This window comes from Arthrobacter sp. NPDC080031, assembly GCF_040702485.1.
Taxonomy (GTDB): Bacteria; Actinomycetota; Actinomycetes; order Actinomycetales; family Micrococcaceae; genus Arthrobacter.
Genome location: NZ_JBFBLA010000008.1, coordinates 11617 through 30280, shown reverse-complemented (window position 1 = coordinate 30280; position 18664 = coordinate 11617). Strand labels below are relative to the sequence as shown.

Annotated in this window: 14 protein-coding genes; 10 read left to right on the top strand and 4 right to left on the bottom strand. The window is 64.0% G+C overall.

Annotated elements, in window-relative coordinates:
- Positions 1-48 precede the first annotated feature (48 nt).
- Complete coding sequence (locus AB0323_RS08370) at positions 49-873, top strand: IclR family transcriptional regulator (RefSeq protein WP_366176901.1); 825 nt, start codon at positions 49-51, stop codon at positions 871-873.
- Between the two features lie 30 nt (positions 874-903).
- On the opposite strand, the gene AB0323_RS08365 is transcribed toward AB0323_RS08370, so the two are convergent.
- The 4 genes from AB0323_RS08365 to AB0323_RS08350 are packed head-to-tail and all read right to left on the bottom strand — an operon-like array spanning position 904 to position 5078.
- A complete protein-coding gene (locus AB0323_RS08365; protein ID WP_366176900.1) occupies positions 904-1512 on the bottom strand; it encodes an MBL fold metallo-hydrolase in 609 nt (202 codons plus the stop codon).
- Positions 1509-2597 (bottom strand): S-(hydroxymethyl)mycothiol dehydrogenase, encoded by a 1089-nt coding sequence (locus tag AB0323_RS08360; RefSeq protein WP_366176899.1) that lies wholly within the window; start codon positions 2595-2597, stop codon positions 1509-1511. The genes AB0323_RS08365 and AB0323_RS08360 overlap by 4 nt, the downstream gene beginning before the upstream one ends.
- A 60-nt stretch (positions 2598-2657) precedes the next feature.
- The gene (locus AB0323_RS08355) at positions 2658-3794 is read right to left on the bottom strand and encodes an aromatic ring-hydroxylating dioxygenase subunit alpha (protein ID WP_366176898.1); all 1137 of its coding nucleotides are present in this window, start codon (positions 3792-3794) and stop codon (positions 2658-2660) included.
- A 45-nt stretch (positions 3795-3839) separates the two neighbouring features.
- Positions 3840-5078, bottom strand: coding sequence for an FAD-dependent oxidoreductase (locus tag AB0323_RS08350; protein WP_366176897.1), 1239 nt, complete (start codon positions 5076-5078; stop codon positions 3840-3842).
- A 190-nt stretch (positions 5079-5268) separates the two neighbouring features.
- Here AB0323_RS08350 and AB0323_RS08345 point away from each other — a divergent pair, with 190 nt between their 5' ends.
- From AB0323_RS08345 to AB0323_RS08305, 9 genes are all read left to right on the top strand, one after another.
- Positions 5269-5619, top strand: coding sequence for a bifunctional 3-phenylpropionate/cinnamic acid dioxygenase ferredoxin subunit (locus AB0323_RS08345; RefSeq protein ID WP_184738179.1), 351 nt, complete (start codon positions 5269-5271; stop codon positions 5617-5619).
- Between the two features lie 50 nt (positions 5620-5669).
- Positions 5670-8177, top strand: a complete 2508-nt coding sequence (locus AB0323_RS08340; protein ID WP_366176896.1) for an FAD-dependent oxidoreductase — start codon at positions 5670-5672, stop codon at positions 8175-8177.
- A gap of 54 nt (positions 8178-8231) precedes the next feature.
- Positions 8232-9965: a choline dehydrogenase gene (gene betA / locus AB0323_RS08335; protein WP_366176895.1), complete on the top strand. Its 1734-nt coding sequence runs from the start codon at positions 8232-8234 to the stop codon at positions 9963-9965.
- An 8-nt stretch (positions 9966-9973) separates the two neighbouring features.
- Positions 9974-11494 (top strand): aldehyde dehydrogenase family protein, encoded by a 1521-nt coding sequence (locus tag AB0323_RS08330; protein WP_366176894.1) that lies wholly within the window; start codon positions 9974-9976, stop codon positions 11492-11494.
- Complete coding sequence (locus tag AB0323_RS08325) at positions 11491-12525, top strand: glycine betaine/L-proline ABC transporter ATP-binding protein (protein ID WP_366176893.1); 1035 nt, start codon at positions 11491-11493, stop codon at positions 12523-12525. The genes AB0323_RS08330 and AB0323_RS08325 overlap by 4 nt, the downstream gene beginning before the upstream one ends.
- On the top strand, positions 12525-14558 hold the full coding sequence (locus tag AB0323_RS08320) for an ABC transporter permease subunit (RefSeq protein WP_366176892.1): 2034 nt from the start codon (positions 12525-12527) through the stop codon (positions 14556-14558). The genes AB0323_RS08325 and AB0323_RS08320 overlap by 1 nt, the downstream gene beginning before the upstream one ends.
- Positions 14559-14602: 44 nt before the next feature.
- On the top strand, positions 14603-15577 hold the full coding sequence (locus AB0323_RS08315; RefSeq protein WP_364539890.1) for an ABC transporter substrate-binding protein: 975 nt from the start codon (positions 14603-14605) through the stop codon (positions 15575-15577).
- Between the two features lie 303 nt (positions 15578-15880).
- A complete protein-coding gene (locus AB0323_RS08310) occupies positions 15881-17287 on the top strand; it encodes an MFS transporter (RefSeq protein ID WP_366176891.1) in 1407 nt (468 codons plus the stop codon).
- Positions 17288-17318: 31 nt separating this feature from the next.
- The gene (locus tag AB0323_RS08305) at positions 17319-18575 is read left to right on the top strand and encodes an aminopeptidase P family protein (RefSeq protein WP_366176890.1); all 1257 of its coding nucleotides are present in this window, start codon (positions 17319-17321) and stop codon (positions 18573-18575) included.
- Positions 18576-18664 lie beyond the last annotated feature (89 nt).

Genomic DNA, 18664 nt, shown 5'->3' with positions numbered 1-18664 from the left:
GAGCCCAGAGAGGCTGCGCATTTGACCGGGTTTGAGACGATGAACCACATGGACGCTGATGCAAGCCTTGCCAACGACGCCGATACCGATCCCGCCGGCGCGCACCACGCCGGGGTGCAGTCCGTGGACCGGGCCATCACTGTGCTCGAAATCATCGCCCGCAACGGGGATGCCGGCGTGAGTGAGATCGCGGAGGAAATGGGCGTCCACAAGTCCACGGCGTCGCGGCTGCTGAGCGCCTTGGACGCCCGTGGCATGGTGCAGCAGAATCACGAGCGCGGAAAATACCAACTCGGGTTCAACATCCTGCGCTTGGCCAGTGCCATTCCGGCCCGTCTCAGCTTGGTCAGGGAGGCCCGGGAAGATCTCGAAGCCTTGGCCGAGAAGTTCGCTGAGACTGCCAACCTGGCCGTGCTGCGGTCAAATTTCGCGGTCAACGTGGACCAGGCCATCGGCCCCAACACGCTTGGCACGCAGGACTGGATCGGTGGGCTCACTCCGCTCCACGCCACGTCCAGCGGAAAGGTCATGCTTGCCGCCCTGGCGCCTGAGACCCGTGACCGCGTTCTCAGGGAAGCCGGCCAAGCGCGCTACACCCCACAGACCATCACCGACCGCGACGAGCTGGAGCGGCAAATGCCGGTCATTGCGGAGGCCGGGTACGCCGCCACGTATGAAGAACTCGAACGCGGACTCAACGCCATCGCCGTTCCGATCCGCAACCACAGCGGCACGGTGATCGGAGCCATCAGCCTTTCCGGCCCTGCCTTCCGTTTCGAGCCGGAAAAAATACCCGGCCTGCTCGATGCGCTCAAGCAGGCCGGGTATTCAATCAGCGTCAAGATGGGGTACACCGCTGCCAGCGGCGCCTAGGGTCCGTCAAACCTCGCGATCGCGCGCTGCCTAAGCGATGTTTTCCTTTTCGGCTTTGATTGTGGTGTCCCCGCCATGGCCGGTCCGGACCACGGTTTCCGGCGGAAGCGGCAGAAGGCGTTCGCGGATCGAGGCCAGGATGGTCGGGTGGTCGCTGAACGATCGGCCCGTTGCGCCCGGACCGCCGTTGAAAAGCGTGTCGCCCGTGAAGACCGTTCCTTCGCTTTCCAGGTAGAAGCACGTGGAACCCGGTGAGTGGCCCGGCGTGTGGATGGCCTGCAGGGCCGTGCCCGCCACGTCGAAGATGTCGCCGTCTGCAATGTGACGGTCCGGCCGGGCATCCGGATACACCTGCTCCCACAGAACCATGTCCGCGGAGTGCAGATGGATCGGCGCGTTCACGGCCTTCGCCACGTCGAGCGCTGCCCCGATGTGGTCGTTGTGCGCATGGGTGAGCAGGATGGCGCGCACCTTCCGCCCGCGGACCTGCTCGATGATCGCCGCTGCATCGTGCGGCGAATCGATGATCACGCACTCGTCGTCGTTGCCGACAATCCAGACGTTGTTGTCCACGTCCCATGTGCCGCCGTCGAGCGAAAACGTGCCCGAGGTGACCAGGTTTTCGATGGTGACGCTCATGCGATTTCCACTACCGAACGGAGCACTTTGCCTTCGTGCATCTTCGCGAACGCCTCTTCCACTTGGTCGATGGTGATCCGTTCGGACACGAACGCGTCCAGGTCAAGGTTGCCTTGCTTGTAGTGTGCCACCAGCATCGGGAAGTCGCGGGAGGGCAGGCAGTCCCCGTACCAGGAGGACTTCAGGGAACCGCCACGGCCGAAGACGTCCAGCAGGGGCAGTTCGAGCAGCATGCCCGGCGTCGGTACGCCGACCAGTACCACGCGGCCGGCGAGGTCGCGCGCGTAGAAGGCCTGCTTGTAGGTCTCCGGGCGTCCGACGGCGTCGATCACCACATCGGCACCGTTGCCGCCGGTCAGCGCCCGGATGGCCTCGATGGGGTCTTCCTTGCTGGAGTTGACACCGTGCGTGGCGCCTAGGGACATGGCCATCTCTATTTTGTTGGCGTCGATGTCCACGGCGATGATCGTCGTGGCGCCGGCGAGCTTTGACCCGGCGATGGCGGCGATGCCGACGCCGCCGCAGCCAATGACGGCCACGGACTCGCCCCGCTTGACCTCGCCGGTGTTGATGGCGGCGCCGATTCCTGCCATCACGCCGCAGCCGAGCAGCCCGACGGCGGCGGGATCGACGTCGTCGTCCACTTTGGTGCACTGCCCGGCGGCCACGAGGGTCTTCTCGGCGAAGGCGCCGATCCCCAGGGCCGGTGCAAGTTCCGTGCCGTCCTCCAGGGTCATCTTCTGCGTGGCATTGTGCGTGTTGAAACAGTACTGCGGCTGGCCCTTGGCGCATGCCCGGCATTCCCCGCACACGGCACGCCAGTTCAGGATCACACGGTCCCCTGGCGCCACTTCGGTAACGTCCGGCCCTACGGCACTGACCACACCTGTGGCCTCGTGGCCGAGCAGTATGGGGAAATCATCGGTGATGCCGCCCTGCTTGTAGTGCAGGTCGGTGTGGCAGACGCCGCAGGTGAGGATGTCCACCAGCGCCTCGCCCGGACCGGGGTCCGGCACCAGGATGGTCTCCACCGAGACCGGAGCGTTCTTTTCCTTGGCGATGACCGCCCTTACTTTGTAAACCATTGGCTGGGTTCCTTTTCCTGAGTTCCCGGTTGCTCGTTACATCGACGGACGTTCCTCAGGCTAGCTGTCGGAGGGAACGTCAGCGATCTTGCTGGTGACCCAGCTGTGGAACGCCTCGATGTGGTGCTCGCTCGGTACCAGCACGCCGCCCTTGGCATAGATCTTGGAACCCATGGCTGGCTGGCAGCGTTCGCAGGCGTCGAAGTCCTGCTCGTTGACCCGGTGAAAGAGCTCCACCGAAGCGCTCACGTCCTTGCCGGATTCCACCACGCTGGGCAGGTACAGCCAATCGCATTCAACGATCGTGTGGTCCGCCGCCAGCGGGAACATGCGGTGGATGATGACATGGTCCGGAACCAGGTTGACGAAGACATTCGGCTTGATGGTCACCGCGTAGTACCGGCGGTCCTGGTCATCGCCCACTCCCGGAATTCGATCGAGGCCCTCGGAACCGTCGATCGTGAAGCCCTTGATGTCCTCGCCGAACTCGGCGCCGTGGCCCACAAAATACTGCGCCGCCAGGCCGTCTGCGAACTCGGGCAGGACTTCGGTGAGTTCGGGGTGGATCGTGGCGCAGTGGTAGCACTCCATGAAGTTTTCGATGATGAGCTTCCAGTTGGCCTTGACGTCGTACTTGATGCGCCGGCCAAGGCTCAGGTTCGCGATGTCGTAGTCGTCAACCGCCCGCAGGTCCCCGAGTCGCTCCTCGATCGCACCCATGACGTCTTCCTCGAACGACGGTGGCTCATCGGCGAGGCAGACCCACACGTAGCCCATGTATTCGCGGACGTGGACCTTGACCAGTCCGTATTCGTTGCGGTCGATATCCGGCATCTTGGTGAGGTTGGGGGCCGCGATGAGCTTTCCCTCGAGGTCGTAGGTCCAGGCGTGGTACGGGCACTGGAACGAGCGGTTGGCTTCGCCGGACTCCTCCATGCACAGCTTCACGCCGCGGTGCCGGCAGATGTTGTAGAACGCGCGGATTTCCCCTTTGCGGGTGCGGTTGATGAGCACGCTCTCGCGGCCGATCTGCACCGTCTTGAACGAACCGGCCTTTTCCAGGTCCGCGGTCCGCACTGCGCAGAACCACATTTGTTCAAAGATGTGCTCTTGCTCGGCGCGGAAGATGTCTTCACTGACATACGTGTGGCCGGGGAGCGTGGGGATCAGGCTGGGGGAAACAACTTCAGTGGTCATGCTGACTCCTATTCAGTGATGAACGTGGTTGAGGCTTGGGAATGTTCACGGGGTTGCCAGGACGGGCGGGGCATTGCGGGCATTGAGTTGCCGGCGCCAACGGGTGAACAGGCGCGGCTGGTTCACACCCAGAACGCCCACCGGTTCCTCGCCCCGGTAGTACACGGCCAGGAAGCTGTGGTTCTCGAGCTGTCCTGCCTCGATCTCGACGCGCTCCGCGTCCCGCGCATGGCCCGCGAACTGGAGCGTCACTCCGTACTGGTCGGACCAGAAGTACGGCAAGTTGAGGGGTTGGGGTGCGGCGGAGTGATCCAAGAGTCCGGCCACGGCGAGGGCGGCACGTTCCTGGGCGCCGCTCCAATGCTCCACGCGATGGTGCCGCCCGCTGCGTGCGTCGAACCAGGCTGCACAGTCCCCCACGGCAACCACGCCGGGAACGTTGGTCCGTCCCATCGCATCGCACATGACGCCATCGTCGAGTTCGACGCCCGAACCGGCCAGCCACCCGACATTGGGGACAGCACCGATTCCGAGGAGTACGACGTCGGCGGAACGGTACTGTCCGTCGCTGAGCCGGACGCCGGTCACATTTCCTTCGTAGCTGTAATACGAGTCGATTCCCGTGTCACAAATCAGCTCCACTCCATTGAGCCCATGGAGCGTGGCCATGACGGCAGCCATCTGTGGACCGAGCGGAGCGCTAAGCGGCACTTCGCTCTTGCAGATGATGGTTACATCCATTCCCAAGCCCTTGGCCGTTGATGCGACTTCCGCGCCGATAAAGCCGGCGCCCACAACCAGCAGGCGGCCACCCGCAACGAGCTCCGGCGCCAGATCCTGGGCATCCTGGAGAGTCCGCAAGGTAAAGACATTGGCTAGGCCTGCAAGTTCGGGCAGGGTGCGGGCTGAGGCTCCCGTGGCAATTACGACGCCGTCAGCCACCACAGCGCTCCCGTCGCCTAGCGTGATGGTCCTGGTGGCGGCATGAAAGCTTCGTGCCGGGGAGCCAAGCAGCCATTCGGCCTGGAGCGGGTCATCTGAATCCGCCTCCTCAGCTTCCAACATGACGTGCTTGATACCGATCTTTCCTGCCAGGAACTCCTTGGACAGGGGCGGGCGGTCATAGGGCCGCTCGTGCTCATCGCCAATGATGAGCAGCCGGCCGGAAAAGCCCTGCGCCCTGGCAGCGCGGGCGGCGGAAAGACCCGCCAATGATGCACCCACGATCGCCAATGTCTCCATGGCTTCCTCCTCGCCGAGCCGTTCGAAAGCGTATTGCGCCATACGCAACAAACTTCATTATGCGAAACAGCGTGACCGACTTCACATCGCGTGTCAAGGAATCTGCGAAGGAAATTCAACCCCTTGACAAGGCGCTGTGAGGTCCATCACTCTGTTGCGTATTGTGATCAGCGTTGATCATGAGACAACCGCCCCACAGGTTCGACCAGCCCGGTGAAAGAAGGTTCGTGAGATGCACAGTGCTTGCCCGCTTAGCTCGTTGGCTCCGGGGGACGCGATTCGACTTGAGACGTCTCCGCCCATTGCCGTATTTCACACCGAAGAGGGCGAACTTTTCGCCCTCGACGACACCTGTACCCACCAGGACGCCTCACTCGCCGACGGCTGGGTTGAGGACTGCTGGGTAGAGTGCCCGCTCCATGCTTCAAAATTCAACCTCCGCACCGGAGCCGCCGACGCGCCTCCCGCAAAATTGCCCGTCAGGGTCCACGAAGTCCTGGTGGTGGATGGCCAGATCATGGTCAAAGAATCCGAGGACGCCCCCAACCTTCCCCCTGGGTTGACCGTCGACGGCCACGTCTAGGGTCCGGCAGGCCACAAACTCCCACACCACTTACTCCAGGAGCAACACGCATGTCCACATCACCCCGCGTTGTCATCATCGGAGCCGGTATCGTCGGCGCCAATCTTGCGGATGAGCTGTCCACCCGCGGCTGGACCAACATCACCGTGGTCGAGCAGGGCCCGTTGACGTTGGCGGGCGGCTCAACCTCGCACGCCCCCGGCCTCGTGTTCCAGACCAATGCCTCCAAGACCATGACCCAATTCGCGTCCTACACCGTGGACAAGCTGCTCTCGCTCAGCGATTCCGGCGTCTCCTGCTTCAACCAGGTGGGCGGCCTCGAAGTGGCCACCACTCCGGAGCGCCTGGAGGACCTCAAGCGCAAGCTGGGCTACGCGGCGTCGTGGGGCGTGGAAGGCCGGCTCATCGATCCGGACGAGTGCGCCAAGCACTACCCGCTGCTCGACCAGGAAAAGGTGCTTGGCGGACTGTACGTCCCCTCCGACGGTTTGGCTTCCGCAGCCCGCGCCGTCGGCCTGCTCATCGCCAAGGCGAGCGCCGCAGGGGTCACGTTCCGCGGTTCCACTCCCGTCACCGGCATTGAACAGGCCGGAGGCAAGGTCACCGGCGTCGAAACGCCCGACGGCGTGATCGCGGCCGACATCGTGGTTTCCTGCGCCGGGTTCTGGGGACCCAGGATCGGCGCCATGGTGGGCATGTCCGTGCCGCTCCTCCCCCTGGCCCACCAATACGTCAAGACCACCTCCGTGCCCGAGCTCGTGGGCCGGAACGACGCCTCACGGCTGCTTGACCCCGGCAACGGCGCCTGGATGCCCATCCTCCGCCACCAGGACAAGGACCTCTACTTCCGCGAGCACGGGGACCGGATGGGCATCGGCTCCTACGCCCACAAGCCCATGCCCGTGGACCTCCGGGAGCTGCCCGAAGTTGCCGCCGCTGACATGTCCGAGCACCGGATGCCCTCCCGCCTGCCGTTCACGGAAGAAGACTTCCTGCCGTGCTGGGAAGACTCCAAAGAACTCCTCCCGGCACTCGCCGGCGCCCGGATTGCCGATGGCTTCAACGGGATCTTCTCGTTCACCCCCGACGGCGGTCCCCTCGTCGGCGAGTCCAAGGACGTTGACGGCTTCTTCGTGGCCGAGGCCGTCTGGGTGACGCACTCCGCCGGAGTGGCCCGCGCCCTGGCGGAGCGCCTCATCGAGGGCCAGTCCCGGATTCCGCTCCACGAATGCGAGGTCTCCCGCTTCGAAGAAATCCAGACCGCGGAGAGCTACGTCAGCGAAACCTCGCAGCAGAACTTCGTGGAGATCTACGACGTCCTGCACCCCCTGCAGCCAAGGGTCTCCCCCCGTGAGCTGCGCGTCAGCCCGTTCAACGCCCGGCAGAAGGAGCTCGGGGCGTTTTTCCTCGAAGCCCACGGTTGGGAACGCCCGCACTGGTTCGAAGCCAACCGCGGTTTGCTCGACGAACTCCCCGAAGAATGGCGTGCACCGGAGCGCGAGCCATGGGCCGCCATGTTCCACTCCCCCATTTCCGCCGCCGAAGCGTGGAAGACGCGCACCGCCGTCGCGCTCTATGACATGACGCCGCTCAAGCGGCTGGAGGTTTCCGGGCCGGGCGCCGTAACCCTCTTGCAGCGCCTCAGCGCCGGGAAAGTCGACAAGAAGCCGGGTGCGGTGACGTACTGCCTGCTCCTCAACGACGACGGCGGCATCCGCAGCGACATCACGGTGGCCCGGCTGGATGAGACCACGTTCCAGGTGGGCGCGAACGGCAACATCGACTTCGACTACTTCACCACCGAAGCACGCAAGCAGACCGCCGGGGATGTCAGCCAGTGGGTGCAGGTCCGCGACATCACCGGTTCCACGTGTTGCGTGGGGCTCTGGGGGCCCCTGGCCCGCGAAGTTATCGCCAAGGTGAGCGACGACGATTTCAGCAACGAAGGATTGAAGTACTTCCGCACCAAGAAGGTCCGGATCGGCGGGATCCCCGTCACCGCGATGCGGCTGTCCTACGTCGGCGAGTTGGGCTGGGAGCTGTACACGACGGCGGAAAACGGGCAAAGGCTCTGGGACCTGCTGTTCGAGGCCGGCCAGGAGCAGGGAATCATTGCGGCCGGCCGGGGTGCGTTCAACAGCCTGCGCATCGAGAAGGGCTACCGGCTGTGGGGTACCGACATGACCCCGGAGCACGAGCCCTTCCAGGCCGGTCTTGGCTTCTCCGTCGGCAAGGACAAGGAAGGATACATCGGCGCGGAGGCCCTCAAAGCCCGCCGCGAGCTGCCCGTCAACCACCGCCTGCGTTGCCTGACGGTCGACGACGGAACATCCGTGGTGTTGGGCAAGGAACCCGTCTATTTCCGGGGAGAGCCTTCCGGCTACGTCACGAGCGCCGCCTACGGCTACACCGTCCGGAAGCCCATCGCCTACGCTTGGCTGCCCGCCGAGGCGGGCGAGGGTGACGCCGTCGAGATCGAATACTTCGGAAAGCGGATCCCGGCTACCATCTCCGCCGATCCCCTCGTGGATCCAAACATGGAAAAGCTGCGGGGCTGACGCCCCCTGGCTTCCGGACACAGCAATGGGGATCACTTCAAAGGAGTTCAACTAATGGCCAACGAAAAGTTTGACTACGTCATTGTGGGTGGGGGCAGCGCCGGATCGGTGCTGGCGGACAGGCTGAGCGCAGACCGCACCAAGACCGTCCTGGTCCTGGAGGCCGGCCGGAGCGACTACCCCTGGGATCTGTTCATCCAGATGCCCGCGGCGCTCACGTTCCCCAGCGGGAACAGGTTCTACGACTGGCGCTACCAATCGGACCCCGAGCCGCACATGCACGGACGGCGGATCGCGCACACCCGCGGCAAGGTCCTGGGAGGCTCCAGTTCCATCAACGGCATGATCTTCCAGCGCGGCAACCCTTTGGACTACGAACGCTGGGGAGCCGACGCCGGGATGGAGACCTGGGACTTCGCGCACTGCCTCCCGTACTTCAACCGCATGGAGACCGCCCTCGCCGCGGATCCCGGCGACGAGCTGCGGGGACACGACGGACCGCTGGTCCTTGAACGCGGTCCGGCGCGCAATCCCCTCTTCCAAGCCTTCTTCCGCGCCGCCCAACAAGCCGGATTCGCGCGGACCAACGATGTCAACGGGTACCGGCAGGAGGGCTTCGGTCCCTTCGACCGCAACGTGCACAAGGGCCAGCGGCTCTCCGCCTCCCGCGCCTACTTGCGGCCGCACCTCGACAGGCCCAACCTCACCGTGCGGACCCGGGCACTCGTATCCAAGATCAACTTCGACGAAACCGGCACTTCCGGCGTCAGGGCCACGGGCGTCAGCTACCGACGCAACGGCAAGCAGCACAGCGTGGACGCCCAGGAAGTCATCCTGTGCGGAGGAGCCATCAACACCCCGCAGCTCCTGCAGTTGTCCGGCGTCGGGGACTCCACCCACCTCAAGTCCCTGGGCATCAAACCCGTAGTTGACCTCCCCGGCGTCGGCGAAAACCTGCAGGACCATCTGGAGGTCTACATCCAGCACGCCTGCACCCAGCCGGTGTCCATGCAGCCCAGCCTGAGTCTATGGCGCTATCCGTGGATCGGCCTGCAGTGGCTGTTCGGACGCAAGGGGCCCGCAGCCACCAACCACTTCGAAGGCGGCGGTTTTGTGCGCTCCAACGAGGACGTTGCCTACCCCAACCTGATGTTCCATTTCCTGCCGGTGGCCGTCCGCTACGACGGCCAGAAGGCCGATGCCAAGCATGGCTACCAAGTGCACATCGGGCCCATGTATTCCGACGCCCGTGGCAGCCTGAAGATCACCTCCACGGATCCAACCGTGCACCCGTCCATGAAGTTCAACTACCTTTCCACGGACCAGGACCGGCGCGAGTGGGTCGAAGCCATCCGGATTTCCCGGAACATCCTGGAACAGCCTGCCATGGCCCCTTTCAATGGCGGTGAGCTTTCCCCCGGTCCAGCCGTCCAGACAGACGAGGAAATCCTCGACTGGGTAGCCCGCGACGCCGAAACCGCCCTGCACCCTTCCTGCACAGCCAAGATGGGCCCGGCCACGGATCCGATGGCCGTGGTGGACCCGCTCAGCATGAGGGTCCACGGCACCTCGGGCCTGCGGGTGGCTGACGCTTCGGCAATGCCCTACGTGACCAACGGCAACATCTACGCCCCGGTCATGATGCTGGCCGAGAAGGCCGCGGATCTGATCCAGGGCCGCGAACCCCTCGCGCCGATCGCCGCCGAGTTCTACCGGCACGGCACGCTTCCGGAAGCAGACGGGCCGGTTCCGGACAGCCTGCCCGAGGCCACTTCGGCAAGGAACTAAGGAGCGGCATGAACAGCCCACAACTTTCACAGATCCACACGGTGCGCGGCAGCTACGTCGACGGCGGATGGCAGCAGTCCAGCGGAGGCACCCGGAGCATCAGCTGCCCGGCGGACGGCACGCACGTTGCCGACGTCGCGGAGTGCACCCAGGCCGACGCCGAGGCCGCCGTGGCGAGTGCGCGGAAGGCGTTCGACGACGGCCGCTGGCCGGGCACGCCCGAGCTGGAACGCGGCGCCGTCCTGCTCCGCGTGGCCGGGCTGCTGCAGCGGGACAAGTCCGCATACGCCGCAGCAGAAGCCCTCGACACCGGCAAGCGCCTGGTCGAAGCCGAATACGACATCGACGACGTCATAGCCTGCTTCCACTACTACGGCAGCGTGGCAGGCACGGACGCCGGACGCGTGATCGATACCGGCCGGCCCGGCGCCATCAGCCGGGTCGTCCATGCACCCGTAGGCGTCTGCGGGCTCATCACGCCGTGGAACTACCCCCTCCTGCAAGCTTCGTGGAAGGTCGCACCTGCACTCTTGGCCGGCAACACTTTCGTCCTCAAGCCCAGTGAGCTGACCCCCTCCACGTCGATCCTGCTCATGGACACCCTGCGGGAAGCAGGGGTGCCCGACGGCGTCGCGAACCTCGTGACCGGTACGGGACCGGAAGTGGGGGCGGTACTTAGCTCGGATCCCCGGGTCGATCTGGTTTCCTTCACGGGCGGGCTGGAAACGGGCAAGCGGATCATGGTGGCCGCGGCGCAGACGGTCAAGCGAGTGGCCCTCGAGCTCGGCGGCAAGAACCCGAACGTCGTGTTCGCCGACGCAGACCGGGAAGCCGCCATCGACAACGCCTTGACGGCCGTCTTCCTTAATTCCGGCCAGGTTTGCTCGGCCGGGGCCCGGCTCATCGTCGAAGAGTCCATTCACGAGGAGTTCGTGGCCGAAGTGGTGCGCCGTGCACGCCAGATCCGGCTGGGCGGGCCCTTCGACCAGGAAGCACAGACAGGTCCGCTGATCTCCACGGCCCACCGGGACAAGGTCCACGCCTACGTGCAGGCCGGGGTCGCGGAAGGAGCCCGGCTGCTGTGCGGCGGCTTCATTCCGGACAGCCCGGAACTGGCCGGTGGCAGTTTCTACCCGCCCACCGTGCTGGACGGTTGCACCACCTCGATGCGCGTGGTGCAGGAGGAATCCTTCGGTCCCGTCATGACGGTGGAAACGTTCACCACCGAAGAGGAGGCCATCCGGATTGCCAACGACACCGTCTACGGACTGGCCGGGGCTGTGTGGACGGCAGACGCCTCGAAGGCCCAGCGGGTCTCCGAAGCCCTGCGCCACGGGACGGTCTGGATCAACGACTACCACCCGTACGTTCCGCAAGCCGAATGGGGCGGCTTCGGACAGTCCGGCAATGGCCGCGAATTGGGGCTCGCAGGCTTGGCCGAATACCGAGAAACAAAACACATCTGGCAAAACATCAGCCCCGGGCCCAGCCACTGGTTCGAGCCGCCACAGGCAGGAGTACAGCAATGAACAGTCCTGACATATCAGTGCGCAACCTCTGGAAAGTCTTCGGACCCGGAGGTGAAAAGATCCCCAAGGATCCCGAACTCTCGGCTTTGAGTTCCGCCGAATTGCTTGAACGCACCGGGTGCAATGCCGCAGTGCGCGACATGAACTTCGACGTCGCGAAGGGCGAGGTGTTCGTCGTCATGGGCCTGTCCGGATCAGGAAAGTCCACCCTGATCCGGTGCCTCACCCGGCTGATCGAACCGACGTCGGGGAGCGTCCTGGTGGACGGCAAGGACGTGATGCAGGCAGGAACCGGCGAGCTCCGGGAGCTGCGTCGGCGGAAAATGTCCATGGTCTTCCAGCATTTCGGCCTCCTGCCGCACCGCACCGTCCTGGACAACGTGTCCTACGGGCTGCAGATCCGTGGCGCCGCCAAGAACGAGCGCTACGCCAGGTCCCGCGAAATCATCGAGCTCGTAGGCCTCAAAGGTTACGAACAGCATTTCCCCGATCAGCTCTCCGGCGGAATGCAACAGCGCGTCGGACTGGGCCGCGCCTTGGCAGGCGATCCGGACACCATCCTTTTCGACGAACCGTTCTCCGCCCTGGACCCGCTCATCCGGCGCGATATGCAGGCGGAAGTCATCCGGCTGCACAAAGAAATGGGCAAGACGATGGTTTTCGTCACCCACGACCTTTCCGAAGCCCTCAAACTCGGGGACCGCATCCTGATCATGCGGAACGGAGAGACGGTCCAATGCGGCACCGGCGATGACCTTGTGGGATCGCCCGCGGACAAGTACATTGCCGACTTCGTCTCCGAAGTGCCCCGCGCCGATGTCCTGACGCTCAAGTGGATCACCGATCCCGTAGCACTGGGCACACCCGGAGATGCTCCCGTCCTCAGCGCAGGAACGATCATCCGCGACGCCATTCCCACCGTCATGAACTCATTGTGTCCTGTGCTGGTGGAAGACTCCGGCAAGATCACCGGCCAGATCGACCGCGACAGCATCCTGTCGGTCATCCGCAGCACGGAAGTTGCGGCGTGATGTCCACGCTCGTCCGCGATCGCGCCCCGGTTCAGACCGGCCTCGTTTCCGTCCGCGCACCGCGCAAACGGCTCAGCCGCCGCGCCCTGCTTCTGGGCGGGGCCGCCGTCGTCTGGCTCGTCGGATTCCTGTTCCTTCACGGCACATCCACCCTGACGCTGCCTGCGTCAGAGCTGACTGACCTCCACCGCTCACTCAACCAATTCAATGCCTGGGTGGCAGCGAACCGTGCGGACAATCCCGTCTTCCAGTACGTTTTCACACCCCTCCGGGCCGCCGTCGACGCGGTCGCAAACCTATTCATCGGTATTTTCGCCGCCAGCTCCACCGGGCTTCGCCTGCCGGAAATCGGCTGGCTGGGAACCGTCGGGCTGCTCAGCTGGATCGCCTTCGCCGTGGGCAACGCCCGGGTGGCTCTGCTGACAGCAGCCGTCTTCGTGTTCTTCGGCCTTCAGGGGCTCTTCACGGAAGCGGCCTACACCTTCGCCCTCGTCATCACTGCCGTGCTGTTCACCCTGCTGATCGGCATCCCCCTCGGAGTCGTGGCCGGAGTCTATGGCCGGGTTGCCAAGGTGATCACTCCGGTCCTGGACTTCATGCAGACCCTGCCCACCTTCGTTTACCTGGCACCGCTGGCCCTCATCTTCCTGATCGGCCCCGCCTCCGCCGTGATCGCCACCGTGATCTATGCGGCACCTCCGGTCATCCGACTGACGGCGCACGGGATCCGATGCATCCCGGAAAACACCCGGGAAGCCTCCGACTCCTTGGGAACCACCGGCTGGCAGCGGCTCGTCACCCTGCAACTACCCCTCGCTCGGCGCACCATCGTGATGGGGATCAACCAAAGCACGATGGCTGCCCTGTCCATGGTCACCATCGCGGCGCTGATCGCAGCGCCCGGGCTCGGACAAGTGGTCATCCGCGCCCTGCAGTCGCTCGACGTCGGCACGGCGGTCAACGCCGGACTGTCGATCGTCCTTCTGGCCATTGTGCTGGACCGCGTGACCACGGCCGCAAGCCGCCGGGCCGAACCCGGAGCAAACCGCAAACGCCGGATATCGCGGCGAATGCGGTACATTTTGCTGGCCATCAGTTTGCTCGTGGCGCTCGCCATGGTCCAGCTGTCCCGCACGATGCTCTGGGCCGCTGCCTTCCCGAAGGATCTCAACATTGGCCCGGCCATCGTCAGCGGAGTGAGCTCCGCGAGCGAATGGCTGCAGACCAACCTCTTCCTCTTCACGGTGTCTTTCCGCGAGGCAGTCACCAACGGAATCCTCAACCCGTTCCAGTCACTCCTGACAGAGACGCCTTTCTATCTCCTCGTCGCCGCCATCGTCGTGGCGGCTTTTGCCCTCGGCGGCTGGAAGCTGGCGGCCGTCACGGCATCGTGCTTGGCTGTCATCATCTATTTGGGCCTGTGGAGCGATGCCATGGTCACCCTGGCAGGCACCCTCGTTGCCACGGCAGTGGTCATGGTCCTGGGCGTCATCTTCGGCGTCGCCATGGGCAGGTCCAACAAAGTGGACCAGCTCATGCGGCCCATGCTTGACGCGGGACAGACCATGCCTGCTTTCGTCTACCTGGTTCCGTTCCTGGGCCTCTTCGGCGCTACACGGTTCACCGCCATCATCGCTGGCATCATCTATGCGGCGCCCGTGGCCATCAAGATCACCGCCGACGGCATCGCCGCAATTTCCCCCACCGTCATGGAAGCCGCCGTATCCAGCGGCTCGACTCCCTGGCAGGTCATCACCAAGGTCCAACTGCCCATGGCCAGGCAGTCCCTGGCCCTCGCCGCCAATCAAGGCCTCATCTACGTCCTCGCCATGGTGGTAGTCGGAGCACTGGTCGGAGCAGGCGGCCTCGGGTACGACGTCGTCGCCGGCTTTGTCCAAAGTTCACTGTTCGGCAAGGGCCTCGCCGCAGGCCTCGCCATCGTTTTCCTCGGCATCCTGCTCGACCGCATGACGCAGGCTGCCGCAGCGAACCCCGTCCGAAAAGTCCCTTCGGCAAAATCACCCGCCCACTAACGGCCCTGACACTCACGCTATGCACCCAACAAGGAGACCCCACTATGAGTAAAGCTGGACTGCTGTTGAAACGAACAATACCCACGCTCGCCGGAACCGTGGCTGCCGCCCTGTTGCTCGCCGGCTGCGGCGGCGCAACAGTAAATCAGGCGGCCGCGGCCGGTGCTTCGAGCACCCCCTGCGGAACCGTCAACGTGGCCCTGAACGCATGGGTAGGCTACACGGCAAATGCTGCTGTTTACAGCTACGTAGCCCAAAACAAGCTCGGTTGCACCGTAGTCCAGAAGGACCTGTCGGAACAGATCTCCTGGCAGGGCTTCGGTTCGGGCGAAGTCGACGTCATTCTTGAGAACTGGGGTCACGCCGACCTCGCCAAGCAGTACATCACCGACCAGAAGGTAGCGGTGGACGCCGGTCCCACGGGGAATGAAGGGCACATCGGCTGGTATGTACCACCATGGATGGTCCAGAAGTACCCGGACATCCTGGACAGCAAGAACCTGAACAAATACGCGTCCATCCTTGCCACGTCCGAATCGGGCGGCAAGGGCCAGGTCCTGGACGGCGACCCGGCGTTCGTGACCAACGATGAAGCCCTCGTCAAGAACCTGGGCCTCGACTACAAGGTGGTCTTCTCCGGTTCGGAAGCCGCATTGATCCAATCGTTCCGTTCGGCCGAGAAGAACAAGACGCCGCTCCTGGGGTACTTCTACGAACCGCAGTGGTTCCTTTCCGAGGTCCCACTCAAGAAGGTCAGCCTGCCCGCCTACACCCCGGGCTGCGATGCCGACGCCGAGAAGGTCGCCTGCGACTACCCCGATTACAAACTGAACAAAGTGATGGCCAAGAAGTTTGCGGACAGCGGTTCTCCCGCCGCGAAACTGCTCAAGGCCTTCTCGTGGACCAACGCGGACCAGAACTCCGTCGCAACGGACATCCAGGGCGGCATGAAGCCCGATGCCGCTGCCAAGAAATGGGTGGATGCCCACCCCGACGTGGTGGCTGCCTGGCTCAAATAGTCCCCTAACGCTTGCTTTGAAGCTCCCCGGATCCTTGGATCCGGGGAGCTTCTTTTTTGCATTCCGGGACTCGGCTCTACCCGTTCAATGCAACCGTGTTGCAGCGAGCGCGCCGCAACACGGCCGCACCGCAACCGCCCCTCCCCAACTAGCTCGCATTAGTTGTCGTTTAGAGCGCCGAATACGACATCTAATGCGAGTCAGTTGGGCGGCAGCGGCGGACCCTTGACGGTGATGCACAACACATCTATTCTGGTGCAACAGCGTTGCGTTGAATGCAACCCCAAATTTCTTGGTGGATTCATGAAAAACGAAACATCCCCCGTGGCAGCAATCCCGGGAAGCGCTCACGCCGGATCCAAAGGCGGATCCGGCGAGCTTCCCGAAGCAACAGCCACCCCGGGCGGCCCGTCAAAGCCCGCCAACAACCACGCGGTCAGCAAGGACACCCGCCGCCGCGTCATCACTGCAAGCTTCATCGGCAACTTCGTCGAATGGTTCGACTACGCCGTCTACGGCTACCTTGCCGGGATCATCTCGACCGTCTTCTTCCCCGCATCGGACCGGCAGACCGCCTTGCTCGCCACGTTCGGCGTCTTTGCCGTTTCCTTCTTCGTCCGTCCCCTGGGCGGATTCATCTGGGGCCACATCGGTGACCGGCTCGGACGCAAACAGGCGCTCTCCCTGTCGATCGTGCTCATGTCCGTGGCAACGTTCTGCATCGCCCTGATCCCCGGCTACAACACGATCGGCGTCATGGCACCGGTCCTCCTGCTGCTCGTCCGCGTTGTCCAGGGCTTCTCGGCAGCAGGCGAATACGCAGGGGCCTCAGCCTTCCTGGTGGAATACGCGCCGGCCAATCGGCGCGGACTCTATGCCGCCGTCGTACCTGCCAGTACAGCGGCGGGCCTGCTGCTCGGTTCCCTGCTGGCGGCACTGCTCAGCTCGGTGCTGAGCGCCGAGCAGCTCGGCGAATGGGGCTGGCGACTGCCCTTCCTCCTGGCCGCCCCGATGGGCCTGATCGGCCGCTACATCCGCACGAAGCTCGAGGACACCCCGGCATTCCGCGAAATGGCCGCGAAAGACACCGCGGTCAAGGCTCCGGCGTTAGCGATGTTCAAGACCTACCGCAAGCAGTTGATCATCGCGACGGGCGCCGTGCTGCTCAACGCCGTCGGCTTCTACGTGATCCTCAGCTACATGCCGACGTACCTCTCCGAGGAGCTTCACTTCGGTGCGGCCGAATCGTTCCTGGCCACGACCATTGCCCTCCTCAGCTACATCGGATTCATCTTCCTGACCGGGATCGCGTCGGATAGGTTCGGCCGCAAGCGCATGCTCATCACGGCTTCCGTGCTGTTCGTGGCGCTGACCGTTCCGGCGTTCATGCTCCTCGACACCGGCAACTTCCTGGTCATTGTCCTGGTCCAGATCCTGCTGGGCGGCATGCTCACGCTCAACGACGGCACCCTGCCCAGCTTCCTTGCCGAGCTCTTCCCCACGAGGGTCCGCTACAGCGGCTTCGCCGTCAGCTTCAATCTTTCGAACGCCTTGTTCGGCGGCACTGCCCCGTTCGTGGCAACCCTCCTCATCGGCCTGACCCACAACCAGCTGGCTCCCGGCTGGTACCTCGTGGCGGCCGCCGTCATCTCCCTCATCGCGGTCCTCTTCGCTGTGGAGACTTCCAAGAAGCCCCTGCAGCAGGACTGAAAACAACCACCCATTGAAAGGAACACCACGCATGACCATCACCGAGAATGAAGCCGTAAGCGACGTCACCAAGCTCGAGCGCCTCAAGGTCCTCAACAACGGAGAGAAGGTTTCCCTGACGTTCTCCGACGCAGAGTTTGAGCGGCGCCTTGCCGGTCTTCGCCGGATCATGGCCGAGAAGGACCTGGACGCCGTTGTCCTGACCAGCTACCACTCCATCAAGTACTACTCCGACTTCCTGTTCACCTACTTCGGCCGTTCCTACGCCATGGTGGTCACCGCCGACGACACCGTCACGGTCACCGCCAACATCGACGCCGGAATGCCTTGGCGCCGCAGCTATGGAGAGAACCTGGTCTACACGGACTGGCGCCGGGACAACTACATCTTCGGCATCCAGGAAGTACTGCGCACCCGCGGGATCAACGTCCGGCGCCTGGGTGTGGAGGACGATTCCCTTCCACTGGACAACCGCAACAAGATCCAGGCCGCCTTCTCCGGCGCGACGCTTGTGGACGTTGCCCAGGCCGCGATGCGCCAGCGCATGATCAAGTCCGCCGAGGAGATCGAGGTCATCAAGCACGGCGCCCGGATCGGCGACCTGGGCGGCGAGGCGATCCGCAACGCCATCACGGCCGGAATCACCGAGTACGAGGTGGCCCTCATCGGCACCGAAGCCATGGTCCACGAGATCGCCCGGACGTTTCCCGACTCCGAGATCCGCGATACCTGGGTGTGGTTCCAGTCCGGCATCAACACCGATGGCGCCCACAACTGGGCAACCACCCGCAAGATCCAGGAACACGACATCCTGTCGCTGAACTGCTTCCCCATGACCTCGGGCTACTACACAGCCCTGGAGCGCACCCTGTTCTACGGCGAACCCGATGCACGCTCCCTTGAACTGTGGAACATCAACGTGGACGTGCACAAGCGCGGGCTGGAACTCATCAAGCCCGGGGCCGTCTGCAAGGACATCGCCGCGGAACTCAACGAGATCTACGTTTCGCATGGACTGCTCGCCAACCGAACCTTCGGCTACGGACACTCCTTCGGGGTCCTCTCGCACTACTACGGCCGCGAAGCCGGACTGGAGCTGCGCGAAGACATCGATACGGTCCTGGAGCCGGGCATGGTGGTTTCCATGGAACCGATGATCACGGTCCTCGACGGCCAGCCGGGTGCCGGCGGATACAGGGAACACGACATCCTGGTGGTCGGTGAAGACGGTGCCGAGAACATCACTAAGTTCCCGTTCGGCCCGGAGTACAACATCATCGGCGCCTAACACCCACCCCCAATGGACATGCCCAACCTTGCGCCCGAGCAGTGGACATATGACTCATATGCTCATTGCCCTAGGCCAAGGCTGGGCAT